The following is a 13,240-nucleotide window of genomic DNA, read 5'->3' on the forward strand; positions in this document are numbered from 1 at the left end:
TATCGTATACTAAACGTCGAGAGGAGTGGCGCAAGTGCCATTTCGCACCCACCGTCGAGCCCGAGCGAGCCATTCATGACCGCATTCCGCCCCCTCCTCGCGCTCCTCCTGCTCGGCACCGCGACGTTGCCCGGGTATGCGCAACCCAAGCCCGCCAAGCCAGTGTTCCGCCCGATTGCGCAGACCGCGCTTCGCACCTCCGCCTTCCGCGTCGCACTGCGCACCGACACGCAGACGCTCGCCCGATTGTCCCCCGCCGCCGAACCCGGTTTCGACTTCGTCCCCGGCGCGCGCGAAGCCGAGCGCGCCGCCGACGGCTATGTCCATATCGGCGACATCCACCTCCGCGTCCGTCAACCCGGCGGCGCCTGGACCGACTTCGCTTCCGCGCAGCACCGCAAGGCGATCCGCCGCCTGCCCGCGACCGGCGCGACGCTCGCCGCCGCCGATATCACCGCCTCGCTCGGGACCACCAGCCCGTTGCGCGTCGAGCGCCGCTGGATCGACGACCACGGCGTCCTCGCACTCCGCTTCACGCTGACCAACACGACGACCGCCCCCATCGAAATCGGCGCGCTCGGCCTGCCGATGGTGTTCGACAACATCATCACCGACCGCAGCCTCGAACAGGCGCATGCGCAGGCGAGCTTCGTCGACCCGTATATCGGCCGCGACGCCGGCTATCTCCAGGTCACTCGCCTCAACGGCGCGGGTCCGGCGCTGCTCGTCCTTCCCGAAAAGGGCACGCCGCTCGAGGCCTACCGCCCGATCCTCGAAGCCGCCAAGGCCCCCAAGGGCGACATCTTCACCGACCGCAGCAAGCGCGGCCAGACCTCGGAAGGCTTCTACGACTGGACCGTCGCCAGCAAAGCCTTTGCCGAGAAGGAATGGGCGAAGGCCGACGAGCAATGGAACACGCCGACCGGCTTCACGCTGGCCCCCGGCGCGGCGCGCACGATCGGCGTCCGCTTCGTCACCGCGCCGTCGATCGCGGCCATCGAGGACACGCTCGTCGCCAACCACCGCCCCGTCGCGGTCGGCATCCCCGGCTACGTCGTTCCGACCGACCAGGACGCCTCGCTGTTCCTCAAGACGCCTCTACCCGTCGCCAAGGTCGAGAGCTTCCCTGCTGGTGCGCTCACCGCAACGCCGGCCGCCAGCGCGAAAGGCTGGGCCCGCTACACCGTTCGCAGCAAGGGCTGGGGCCGCGCGAGCCTCGCGATCACCTATGCCGACGGCAGCGTCCAGACGGTCAGCTATTACATCACCAAGCCGCTCGACCAGACGATGGCCGACCTCGGCCGGTTCTCGACGACGCAGCAATGGTACGAGGACAAGGCCGACCCGTTCGGCCGCAACCCCGCGATCCTCACCTACGACCGCGAGACCGGCAAAGTGGTCACGCAGGACCCGCGCGTCTGGATCTCGGGGATGAGCGACGAAGGCGGCGCGGGCAGCTGGGTCGCGGCGATTTCAAAGCAGCTCGACAACCCCGACCCGGTCGAGATCGCCAAGCTGCAACGCCTGGTCGACGAGACGATCCAGGGCGACCTGCAAGTCCCGGACGGCCCGCACGCCGGCGCGGTGCGGAAGAGCCTGTTCTACTACGACCCCGCCGCACATCCCGGCTGTTACGACCCGACCGTCGACTGGAAGACCTGGACCTCCTGGTCGAAGAAGGACGCGGGCGATCTCGGTCGCGCGTACAACTACCCACACGTCGCGATCGGCCACTGGGTGCTGTACCGCGTCGCGCGCAACCACCCCGGGCTCGTCACCGCGCATCCGTGGCGCTGGTATCTCGACCACGCGTTCCAGACCACCACCGCGATGATGCGTGACGCGCCCTATTACACGCAGTTCGGGCTGATGGAGGGCGACGTGTTCGTCGACATCCTTAAGGAGCTGAAGCGCGAAGGGCTGACCGCCGAAGCGACCGAGATGGAGCGCCTGATGAAGCAGCGCGCCGATCACTGGCGCACGCTACGCTATCCATTCGGCAGCGAGATGGCCTGGGATTCGACGGGCCAGCCCGAGGTCTACGCCTGGATGCGCTATTTCGGTTACCAGCCGCAGGCCGACGTGACGCGGAAAGTGATCCTCGCCTACGACCCGACGATCCCGAGCTGGGGCTATAACGGCAATGCGCGCCGCTATTGGGACTTCCTCTACGGCGGCAAATACCCGCGGATCGAGCGCCAGCTCCACCATTACGGCTCGACGCTCAATGCCGTCCCGCTGTTCGACGCCTACCGCGCCGACCCGACCGACCTGCGGCTGCTCCGCATCGCCTATGGCGGCATGATGGGCGGCATCACCAACATCGACCGCGACGGCTTCTCGTCGGCCGCGTTCCACTCCGCCCCCGACATGATGAAATGGGACCCGTATAGCGGCGACTACGGCATGGGCTTCTACGGCCACGCGATCACCGCCGCGAGCTATCTGGTGAACGACCCGACCTTTGGCTGGCTGGGCTTCGGCGGCAATGTCGAACAGGCGGCGGGCGCGGTCAGCATCACCCCGAGGGACGGCGCCCGCACGCGGCTGTTCATCGCCCCCGCTGGATTGTGGATCACGCTGGAGGCAGGGAAGATTGCGCGCGCGACGTATATGCCAGCGACCGGAGCGGTCACGCTGACGCTCGATGCGGCGACGAAGATCAATCCGACCGCGCGCGTCTTCGTCGAAACGACGACCAAGACCGGTCGGTCTTACACGATGGCAGGAGCCCGGTTCGAACGCGGCGGCTACACCGTCCCACTGGGATCGGCACCAATCAGTGTCGGCCTGTCACCTCAATAGTCAGAACACCACCCCGGCGGAGGCCGGGGCCCAATTGGAAAGGTCACCGTGACGAAGGACCGTCCACAGTCAGCGACGTCCCCCAATTGGGCCCCGGCCTCCGCCGGGGTGGGACGTTGAGGGGCATGTATCTCAGTCTGCCCTCACTTGACCCCATTCCACTCCGGCACGGCTTCCCCAGCCAGCTCCCGAACGAAAAACCCGAACTGCCGCCGCGCGACATAATCGATCGGCCCGGTCGAGCGCCCGACACTATGCTCGCCCCCCGGCACCGCCAGCAGCTCGAAATCCTTCCCCGCACGGATCAGCGCGTCGGCGACCTGCATCGTCGAGGCGGGGTCGACATTGCTGTCCTGCTCGCCGACGATCATCAGCAGCTTGCCCGTCAATTGCGCGGCGTGATCGACCCCCGAGGCGGCTGCATAGCTCGCATCGACCGGCCAGCCGAGCCACTGTTCGTTCCAGCTGATCTTGTCCATCCGGTTGTCGTAACACCCGGCATAGGCCACCCCGACTTTGTAGAAATTGCCGTGGAACAGCAACGCGTTCAGCGTACTCTGCCCGCCCGCCGACGCGCCGTAGATGCCGACCCGGCCGATATCGTAAGACGGGTCCTTCGCCGCCATCGCGCGGTGCCACGCGATGCGATCGGGGAAGCCAGAGTCCACGAGGTTCTTCCACGCGACGTCGTGGAACGCCTTCGAGCGGTTCGCCGTCCCCATCCCGTCGATCTGCACGACGATGAAACCGAGATCGGCCTGCTCCTGCATCCCGATGACCTTGTCGCCGCCGGAATGGTACCCGAACGGCCAATATTGCTTGGGCACGAAACTGTCGTGCGGCCCCGCATAGATGTTCTCGATCACCGGATAGCGCTTGCGCGGGTCGTAGTCGCGCGGCCTGACGACGACGCCCCATATGTCGGTCCTGCCGTCGCGCCCCTTCGCAACGAACACCTCGGGCGGCCTGAATCCCGCCGTGCGCAACGCGCTGTCGTCGCCCCTGGTGATCGTCGCGACCAGCGCGCCGTCGCTCGACCGGTGCAGTTCGCTGACAGTCGGCAGGTCGACGCGCGAATAGGTGTCGACGTAGAGAGTCCCATCGGGCGAGAACCGCGCGTCGTGATCCGCCTTGGCCGGCGTCAGCGCGGTCAGGTGGCGACCGTCGAAATCGATCCGGTAGGCGTGGCGGAAATACGGGTCCTCGCCCGCGTTCATCCCGCTCGCGGCAAACACGATCTGGCGCTTGGCGTCGTCGACAGCGACCACGTCGCGCACCACCCAGTCCCCGGTCGTAATCCGGTTTTTTACGGCCCCGGTGCGGCCGTCGATCAGGTACAGGTGGTTCCAGCCATCGCGTTCCGACGCCCAGACGATCTCGCGGCCATCCGCGCCGACCTCGTGCGCATAGCGGCGGTCGGCATAGACGAAGGTCTTCGCATCCTCGGTCACCGCGGCGTGCGCGACGCCGGTCTCCGCATCGACCGCGACGATCCGCGCCTGGCCGAAACCGCGCCGGACATAATCGAACGCCACACTCCGTCCGTCACTCCGCCAGCGTGGCGCGGAGAGTTCGTACGCGTTGGGGAACAGCGCGTCGTCGATCACCGTCTGCCGCCGCGTCGCCACGTCGAACAGCACCGGCCGCTCCTGGTCGATTGCGTCGCCGGGCTTCGGATAAAGCTGGCTCTGCAATTCCGGCTGGAGCTGATCGCGCGGCGACGATTCCACCCGCAATACCCGCCGCTGATAGCCCGGCTTGACCCGATAGATCATGATGTGGCGGCTGTCGGGCGACCAGCGCAGCGTCTCGGGATCGTAGAAATCGCCCGCGCTTCCATCGACGCTGAGCGGCACGATCGTGGTGGCGCCGGTCTTGCGCACGACAAGGTTGTCGCCCTGTACGAACGCGGTCCAATTCCCATCGGGCGAAACCTTCGGACTATTGTCCGCCGGCACCGACATATCGCGCACCACGCCAAATCCGCGCGGTCGGCTCCGATCGACCGCCGCCTCGCACCGATAGACGACGATGCCGCACTGCCAGCGCGTCTCGTCCAGCGAGAACGCAATCGCCTTGCCGTCCTCCGCATAATCGAACTCGGCGAACGGCAGGTGCATCGGATCAACCGCCTCGTGACGCGCATCGCCCAGCGCCGCCGCAAGCTTGGCCGTATCGAACGCGGCCGACTTGGCGAGCGTCTTCGCATCCACCGTCTCGAACGCGAACCCGCCCGCCACCGTCTTGCGATAGGAAAAGCGCCGCCCGTCCGGCGTCCAATGCGCGGGCCACGCAATGTCGCGCGTGAGATCCTGCCAAGCGCGACGCAAGCCGATCGAGCGCCGAAACGCAGCTTTGTCGGGGGCCGCTTCCGCCGCCACCGAAGCGCACAGCAATACCAGCGCAAGCGCCCGCGACGAACGACGTGCAGTCATCGGATATCCTTGGTCAGACCGATGAGCGGCAGCATCGCCGGCGCGAGGCCGTCGCCACGCGCCTCCAGCCGGATCGGCCCGCCCTTCGCACCCGCCTGCACCAGCGCCATGCACAAGCCGTTGAACGCAGAGCGCGACGTCGCATGATCGGGCTCCAGACTCCGCGGATCGCCATTGCCGACGCCGAGCAGCTTGGCATCACCTGTCAGCGCGAACGTCACGCGATCCGACGCCGTCGGCATCTCGCGGCGTTTCGCATCGAGGATCGCCACGCGCACCACCGCGACTTCGCCCGGCGCCAGTTGCCGCCGATCGCTCGACAGCCCGATCCGCGCTGCCGCCCCGGTCGTCTCGCGCACCGCGTGCATCACGCGCTTGCCGCCGCGATACCCGTGCGCCGCGATCCGCCCCGCCGCATAGGGCACCTGCCATTCGAGATGTTTGTTCTTCACCACCGCCTGCCGCCCGAGGCTCCGCCCGTTCAGGACCAGTTCGACCGCCTCGCAGTTGCTGTGCACCCACACCGATACCGGCTGGCCCTCGCGCCCCGCCCAGTTCCAGTGCGGGAACAGGTGCAGCACCGGCTCGCCGCTCCACCACGCGCGGTAGTAAAAGTAATTGTCCTTGGGGAAGCCGCACAGGTCCATCTGGCCGAAGTTCGAGACGTTCTCGGGCCAGCGTTCGAACGGGGTCGGTTCGCCACGATAGTCGAACCCGGTCCATACGAACCCACCGCTCAGGAACGGCCGCGCGTCGTAGAAACTCCACCATTTTTCCGCAGTCGTCGCCCATTTGGGAAATTCGCGGTCGTAGGCGGGCACGAAGCCCGCCTTGTCATCCCGCGCATATTCGCCGCGGGTCATCACCGTGCTGCCCGTCTCCGTACCGATCATCGGCATGTCGGGGTGCGCGGCGTGGTACGGATCGATCGCGTCGAGGTAGTAATTGCATCCCATCACGTCGAGCACGCGCGACGCCCCCTCGGCGAACTTGCCGTTGAACGCCTCCGTCACCGGCCGCGTCCCGTCGAGTTCGTACACCTTGCGCTTCATCGTCTCGGCGATCCGCGCGCCGGTTTCGGTGCCGCGGTGGATCTCCTCGTTGCCGATGCTCCACAGGACGATGCTCGGATGATTGCGCCCCTGCCGGACCATCCGTTCGAGCTGCCCCAGGCCCTCGGCATTGCTCGACATCTGCCGCGTCTCGTCGATCATCAGGATGCCCATCCGGTCGCACGCGTCGAGGATCGCGGGCGACGGCGAATGATGCGTCGAGCGATAGGCGTTGCTGCCCATCGCCTTCAGCCGTTCGAGTCGCCAGACGTGCAGGCTGTCGGGCACCCCGAAGCCGACCCCGGCATGATCCTGGTGGTTGCAGGTGCCCTTGATCTTGACCGGCTTGCCGTTGAGGAAGAACCCGTGGTTCGCGTCGAACCGGATCGTGCGGATGCCGAAGGTGGACGTGTCGCGATCGACCAGCGTGCCGTCGACAAGGATCTCGCTGATCAGCGTGTAGAGATGCGGCATTTCCAGCGACCAGAGCGCAGGCGCGACGATGCGGGTCTCCTGCGTCGCGGTCGTCGCGCCCCAAGCCGGCAGCGCGAGCGGGTCCGCGAACAGCACTAGGCTCTTCCCGTCTGGACCGATCACCGTCGATCGAACCCGCGCCTCACACGCAGGGCCATCATTCGCGATCTCGGTTGCAACCCGGACCGTGGCGCCGCCGGTCTCGACGGAACAGCGCACCGTGGCACCCCAGCGCCGGACATGCACCGGCGCGGTCTTCACCAACCGCACGTCGCGGTAGAGCCCCGCCCCCTCGTACGACCACGCCTCGCCGAGGCTCACGTCGCAGCGGATGACGAGCACATTGGCCTCGCCGGGCTTGGCGAAATCCGTGACGTCGATCTCGAACGGCGCATACCCGCTCTCGGTCGAGCCGACGACGAAGCCGTTGAGTATCACGAGACAATCGCGCGCGACCCCATCGAACTGGAGCAGCAACCGCCGCCCCGCGTCCGCCTTGGCCAACGCAATCACCCGGCGATACCAGCCGACGCTGGTCGCCGGCCACATCCGCCCGACCGGCTTGAACCCCTGGAACGATCCGGTCCGGTCCGCCTCGCTCCCCGCCGGCCCGAACTCTTCGAACGGCAGGTCGACCGCCCAGTCGTGCGGCAGCGTTACTGCCGTCCATGCGCTGTCGTCGAACTTGGGCTCGGCAACCGGCGTGCCGACATCGCCCGACTTGGCGTAGGTGTCATGCGAGCGCCCGAACCCGAAATCCTTCGCCGGATCGCTCGCGTGGCCGAGATGGAACCGCCACCCCGTCGCCAGCGACACGATCTCGCGTAGGCTGGCCGAGCCCGTCCCCGCCGCACCGATCGGCACGGCGGGGAGGATCGTCGCGAGCGCGGTCACGCCACCCGTCTTCAGAACGTCGCGGCGGACCAGGTTCGTCATAGCGTTATCCAAGCGTCAGAAGTTCACCGTCGCGCCGACGAACAGCGTGCGGCCCAGCACGTCATACACGCCGGGATAGGTGTTGCCGTTGCCGAACGACGACAGGATGCCCGAGGCGATCGCCGGCGGATCCTTGTCGAACAGGTTGTTGACGCCGGCGCGAAGCTGGAGCCCCTCGCCGACCGCGACCGTGCCCGCGAGATCGATGTAGTTGTACGCCGAGATCTTCCGATTGATCACGCTCGGCGTCCCCGCGAGGAAGGTGTTGTCCGACAGCGACGACAATTTGACCTGGTCGATATGCCGCCACGACACCGACACGCTCGCGCCCTGCGGCATCTGCCATGTGGTGCGCATCACGTGCCGCCACTTCGGGTTGGGCTGGCCACAGGTGTACCCGAACAACCCCTTGCAGTCATAGCTGCCCAGCCCCTTCAGCGGCTCGGATACCTGCGAGATCAGCCGCGTGCCGACCATGTTGAGGTTAAGCTTGCCGAGCGCGCCGATCCCCAGCGTGTAATCGGCGGTGAGATCGATCCCCGACGTCTTGAGCGACCCGGTGTTGTACGTGGTCGACACGATATAGCCGTTGCTGCCGAACAGCGCGCCCGAACGCGGGTCGCGCGTGAACAGCCCGCAATAGAACGGATCGCTCGCCGCGACGCACTGGCTGATCGCGAGCGACGGATCGACCGAGCTGATATAGTCCTTCACCTTGATGTGGTAATAATCGACCGACAGCGTGAAGTTGCGCACCATCCGCGGCGTCAGCACCATGCCGAGCGTATAGGTGTCGGCCTTTTCAGGCTTCAGCGCAGAATTGCCGCCATATTGCGCCGAGCACGTATCCGACGGGCACTCGACGATGTTGCCATATTGCGCCTGCGTCACGCCGGTCAGGCGGCAGATATCGAGCGAGGCGGTGGGCGACGTCCCCGAACACGGATCCTGTGCGGAGACGTTGCCGATCGAGCGCGAGCCGAACAGCTCGCCGATGTTCGGCGCACGGATCGCCCGGTTATAGCTGAAGCGGAAGCGCGCATCCTTGACCGGCGCCCAGCTTGCCTCGCCCTTGTAGGTCCAGACGTTGTATTGCGACTTCAACCCGGTCGACTGCTGGCTGTTGCGATACGCGGAATAGCGCAGGCCGCCGTTGAGCGTCAGTTCGTGCGCGAACGGCAGGTCCTGCAGGATCGGGATCTCGATCTCGCCATAGCCTTCATTGACGGTGATGCGGCCATCCGAATTGGTCGTGCCGCCCTGCTGCGCGATCGCGTCCGCGGTGAAGTTGAGCGTCTCGCGACGATGCTCGCCGCCCAGCGCGATGTTGACGCCGCGCTTCGCCCAGGGGCTGGAGATGCCGAACGTCCCGAGGTCGCCATTCACGTTCGCGGACATCACGTCCAGCACGTTGCGCGACGCGGTGTTGCTCTCCGAAAACAGGTACGCGCCCTGCGCATCGGTGATCGCGTTCGCCTGGAACACGTTGATCGGCACGCACGCCGGGTCGCTGCCATCGATGACCGAGCGACAGGTCGGAACCCCGCCGACGTTGACCACGTCGAGCGCACGCTGCGCCTTCACATTGTCGACGTTGTTCAGATACGTCTCGTTGTAGCGCACCAGGGAATGCAGATAGTTGACGTCGTAGCGGAAGCCGTGACCGAGATCGCCACGGACACCTGCGGAATAGCGATAGTCCTGATGGCGCAGATCGTCGCGACGCGACTGGCCCGAGCCGAGGCGATAACCGATCAGCGTGTCCTGCGTCGCGTTCGTCCCCGCCGCCGCGCCGCACAGCGACTGCTGCTGCGACGCGCTCATCAGCGGGTTGTTGCAGGGGACGGTGAAGGTGGTGCCGAGGAACAATGCGGACGGTGCGACCTGCGAGAAGGTGTGATCCTTCATATACATGAAGCTGCCATAGACTTCGGCGATCGGTGCGATCTCGAACTTGGCAAACGCGCCGCCGGTGATGCGCTCGTCGGAGCGCTGGAAGTAGTTGGTCGGCGCGTAGTTGTACGCATAGGCCGAGGTGTAGGGCACCCAGGTCGGCGTGCCGTTGGCGTTGTTGGTCAGCGTCCTGCCCGAATTGGGCCCGCCGAGCGGCACGAACGTTCCGATCGGCGTGTTGCTCGATCCGCCGCAGATGAAACCATTGCCCGCGGCATCCGACGGGTTGAGCGCGCAGGCGGAGACATCGCGGTTCGCCTGGAGCACCGGATCGGTGTGACGATAGCCGCCATAGACGGTGATGTTGCCGCGCCCGTTCGCGAAATTCTTGCCGTACGCCGCGTTCAGATCCTGCTTGCCGCCATCGGCGACGCGGCCCGGCGCGTTTGCATAGCCACGCGTGGTCAGGACGTTGCGCACCCCGCTGTTGTCGTTGGTGTGCAACCCAAGCCCGGACTGGACGTCGATCCGCAGCCCGTCGAGATGATCCTTCAGCACGAAGTTGACGACGCCCGCGACCGCGTCCGAGCCGTAGACCGCGGACGCGCCGCCGGTCACCACGTCGACCCGGTCGATCAGCGCCGACGGCACGAAGTTCAGATCGATCGCCTGCTGCGGCATCAAGCGCTGGCCGTTGAGCAGGATCAGCGTGCGGTTCGAGCCCAGGTTGCGCAGGTTAATGTTGGCGGTGCCGTCCGACCCGTTCGAGACGTTCTCGTTCGCGTCGGCGGTGAACTGCGGCAGGCGGTTCAGCACGTTCTCGACGTTGACCGCGCCCTGATACTTGATCTCCTGGTCCGTCACCGAGGTGATAGGACTGTTGCTGGCCAGATCGGGGCGGCGGATGCGCGTGCCGGTGACCACGATGGCGTCGTCTGCGCCCGTTTCGGCGGTTGGCTGCGGCACGGGCACGACCTGCGCATAGGCACTCGACGAGAGCAGCATCGCGACCATCGCGCCCAAGCTCGACCGATTACGAAGTTTTCCGACCAAAAATGTCATGAGTGCCCGCGCCCCTGTTTGGATGTTGCGCGCAATCCATCACGTCGCCGAGTTTATGTCAAATATAATATACGATATCCTATATTCATATTGCGTAGATTGGGTGGTGATGGTCTCGGGAGCGCCCGGGCTCCAACCGGAACCGAGCACGCGACTTGGTGACAGGCCAAAAAAAACGCACGCCCCTAAGGACGTGCGCTGATTTTCCGGCTGATCCGCTGGCTTAGCGGCAGCAAATCGCGGTCAACGGCAGTTGCAGGTCGGACGCGCCCGTACGCGCTTTCGCCACGCCTTTCGCGGCGTGTACGACACCGTGTCGTAATATTCGGTCGTGGTCGTCGTCACCATCGGGGCGGACTGGACCACGACCGTAGTTCCGCCGGCGGGATAGACGCTGCCGCTGGTCGTCGTCACCGTCGTCAGGCCGTCGGGCGAAACCCAGCTTCCACCGGGCGCCGAGGGGTAGCCACGCGGTTGCGCATAGCCAGCGCCATAGGAGACGGGGGGTGCGTAGACGGGCGCGTAAGTAGCCGGTGGCGGCGCATAGCCCGCACCGTAATCGGCCCGTGGCCGCGGTGCGCGCCGGCCGCGATCTTCGCCCTTGTCGATCGCGTAGCCCGCCGCTGCCCCGACGCCGGCACCGATCAGCGTGCCGCCAAGACGGTTGCCACGTCCTGCGATCACATTGCCTGCAACGCCGCCCGCGACCGCACCGATCGCCGCGCCGCCGAGACCCGTGTCGCGCCGCGGTGCGCGGTCGTCATAGGGTGCGGGATAACCGCGGTCTGCTGGGCCTGCATAGACCGAGTCGTTCTGCGCATAATCCCGTGGCGCGACCGCGGTGTAACCACCGGAATCATAGCGGTCCCAGTCGGTGTCGCTGACCGTATCGTACACCGAACCGCGCTGATCGATCAGGACGGCATCATCGTAATAGCGCGCCCAGTTATACCCCTGTGGCGGCTGCGGCAGGCCATAGCGCGACCAGTCGTTGACGTAGAAGCGCGGTGCGTTCCAATAGCCCGGCACCGCCCAGCCTCGATGCGGACGGCGGTACGCGGCCCAGCCGCCTGGCGCGTTCGCCCCGCCCCACCAGCGCCCGCCGATCTTGCTACCCCAGCGCGGCGCGCGGTGACCGGCAGGCTGTGGACCGACAGCCTGCGGGCCGCCGACCTGTGACGACGTGTGGACGACGGGCGGGCGGGCGGCGATCGGTCCTGGCCGGTGCGGCGTCTGCATCGGCGCCTGCATCGCCGTGCCGGGGACGTCGTAGTCGGCGCCGGGGCGGTGCTGCGCGTCCGCTGCGCCGCCACTCGCCAGTGCCATCCCCGCGCTTGCGATCAAAAGCCTCCGCATGTCCGTCTCCCTGGTTTCGCCACCCTATCCCGCGCAAACGCCGAATATCTTAACGCGTTGCTTACCAAAGCCGGGAGGGACTCACCAGCGAGCGTGCCGTCCCGAAACGGATCAGATCGCGAGACGTTCGGCGAGCAATGCCGCCAGCGCTTCGCACCCTGCCGCGTCGTCGGCGTCGAACCGCGCAGGTTCCGGGCTATCGAGGTCGAGCACCGCGATCAGCGTGCCGTCCTTGGTCACCGGCACGACCAGTTCTGAACGGCTTGCCGCATCGCAGGCGATATGGCCTGGGAAGGCGTGGACGTCCTCGACCAATTGCGTGGTCAGCGTCGCGGCGGCGGCCCCGCAGACGCCCTTGCCGACCGGGATGCGGATGCAGGCGACCTTGCCCTGGAACGGGCCGAGAACGAGCTCGCCTTCCACCAGCCGGTAGAAGCCTGCCCAGTTCAGGTCGGGGAGGTATTCCCACACGAGGGCGGCGGCGTTGGCCATGTTGGCGATCGGATCGGTCTCGTCTGCGGTCAGCGCGCCGAGCGCGGCGAGAAGGTCGCGGTAGAGATCGGCCTTGGTGCCGGCGGCGATATCGAACTGGTACATCTGTCTTCCTTGGTCGGCGACTTGACGGAACTGGCACGCTCCAAAATTCGTCATCCCAGCGAAAGCTGGGATCTCCATGTTGGCGCCGGCGGTCCGTTCCTCAAGGATACCCCAGCTTTCGCTGGGGTGACGGGCTTTGAGGGGCGGGTGAGCGGCAACGGGCTGTGAGGGGCGGGGGAGCGGCAAAGAGTGTCGCTCAATCGTCGCGGACCTTGCCGCGGCCCGCCTTGACCCCGCTTCGTACTTTCTTCGTATCGACCCGCCGCGCCTTTGCCGCCTTGGACGGCTTGGTCGCGCGGCGGGCTTTTGGAACGATCGTCGCTTCCTTGATCAGCGCCACCAGCCGCTCGCGAACCTCCTGGCGGTTGAGCAGTTGCGACCGCGAGCCTTCGCTGCGCAGCACCAGCACGCCGTCGCGCGTGAGGCGCGATCCGGCCAGCACCGCGATGCGGTTCTTCACCGCCAGCGGCAGGCCGGGCGAGAGGCCGACATCGAAGCGCAGGATCACCGCGCTGTCGGTGGTGTTGACGTGCTGACCGCCGGGGCCGCCCGAGCGCGTGGTGCTTTCGATCAGCTCGCTGTCGTCGATCGAGATCGATCGGGTGATCGGGATCGCGACCATCAGCCCCT

Annotated in this window: 7 protein-coding genes; 1 reads left to right on the forward strand and 6 read right to left on the reverse strand. The window is 66.5% G+C overall.

What is annotated here, in order from left to right:
• Positions 1-75: 75 nt before the first annotated feature.
• Entirely contained in the window at positions 76-2,805 is a 2,730-nt protein-coding gene (locus C8J46_RS12065; RefSeq protein WP_132739282.1) for a DUF5695 domain-containing protein, read from the forward strand.
• A gap of 143 nt (positions 2,806-2,948) precedes the next feature.
• Here the strand turns inward: C8J46_RS12065 and C8J46_RS12070 are convergent, their stop codons facing one another.
• The 6 genes from C8J46_RS12070 to arfB all read right to left on the reverse strand — a co-directional run bounded on the left by C8J46_RS12070 (position 2,949) and on the right by arfB (position 13,232).
• Positions 2,949-5,240, reverse strand: a complete 2,292-nt coding sequence (locus C8J46_RS12070) for a DPP IV N-terminal domain-containing protein (protein ID WP_132739284.1) — start codon at positions 5,238-5,240, stop codon at positions 2,949-2,951.
• Positions 5,237-7,702 (reverse strand): beta-galactosidase GalA, encoded by a 2,466-nt coding sequence (gene galA, locus C8J46_RS12075; protein WP_132739286.1) that lies wholly within the window; start codon positions 7,700-7,702, stop codon positions 5,237-5,239. Before galA ends, C8J46_RS12070 begins: the two co-directional genes overlap by 4 nt.
• A 15-nt stretch (positions 7,703-7,717) precedes the next feature.
• A complete protein-coding gene (locus tag C8J46_RS12080) occupies positions 7,718-10,657 on the reverse strand; it encodes a TonB-dependent receptor (RefSeq protein WP_243643347.1) in 2,940 nt (979 codons plus the stop codon).
• Positions 10,658-10,900: 243 nt separating this feature from the next.
• The gene (locus tag C8J46_RS12085) at positions 10,901-12,013 is read right to left on the reverse strand and encodes an RcnB family protein (protein ID WP_132739289.1); all 1,113 of its coding nucleotides are present in this window, start codon (positions 12,011-12,013) and stop codon (positions 10,901-10,903) included.
• A gap of 111 nt (positions 12,014-12,124) precedes the next feature.
• Positions 12,125-12,610 (reverse strand): GAF domain-containing protein, encoded by a 486-nt coding sequence (locus tag C8J46_RS12090; RefSeq protein ID WP_132739292.1) that lies wholly within the window; start codon positions 12,608-12,610, stop codon positions 12,125-12,127.
• Positions 12,611-12,806: 196 nt separating this feature from the next.
• Positions 12,807-13,232, reverse strand: a complete 426-nt coding sequence (arfB, locus tag C8J46_RS12095) for an alternative ribosome rescue aminoacyl-tRNA hydrolase ArfB (RefSeq protein ID WP_093399511.1) — start codon at positions 13,230-13,232, stop codon at positions 12,807-12,809.
• Positions 13,233-13,240 lie beyond the last annotated feature (8 nt).

Origin of the sequence: Sphingomonas sp. PP-F2F-A104-K0414, from assembly GCF_004340945.1 — a bacterium.
In the GTDB taxonomy this organism is placed as follows: Bacteria; Pseudomonadota; Alphaproteobacteria; order Sphingomonadales; family Sphingomonadaceae; genus Sphingomonas.

What these genes read in the sequence shown, in the direction of transcription:
- C8J46_RS12065 (WP_132739282.1), top strand. Translation starts at nt 76, where the DNA reads ATGACCGCATTCCGCCCCCTCCTCGCGCTCCTCCTGCTCGGCACCGCG.
- C8J46_RS12070 (WP_132739284.1), bottom strand. Translation starts at nt 5,240, where the DNA reads ATGACTGCACGTCGTTCGTCGCGGGCGCTTGCGCTGGTATTGCTGTGC.
- galA (WP_132739286.1), bottom strand. Translation starts at nt 7,702, where the DNA reads ATGACGAACCTGGTCCGCCGCGACGTTCTGAAGACGGGTGGCGTGACC.
- C8J46_RS12080 (WP_243643347.1), bottom strand. Translation starts at nt 10,657, where the DNA reads ATGACATTTTTGGTCGGAAAACTTCGTAATCGGTCGAGCTTGGGCGCG.
- C8J46_RS12085 (WP_132739289.1), bottom strand. Translation starts at nt 12,013, where the DNA reads ATGCGGAGGCTTTTGATCGCAAGCGCGGGGATGGCACTGGCGAGTGGC.
- C8J46_RS12090 (WP_132739292.1), bottom strand. Translation starts at nt 12,610, where the DNA reads ATGTACCAGTTCGATATCGCCGCCGGCACCAAGGCCGATCTCTACCGC.
- arfB (WP_093399511.1), bottom strand. Translation starts at nt 13,232, where the DNA reads ATGGTCGCGATCCCGATCACCCGATCGATCTCGATCGACGACAGCGAG.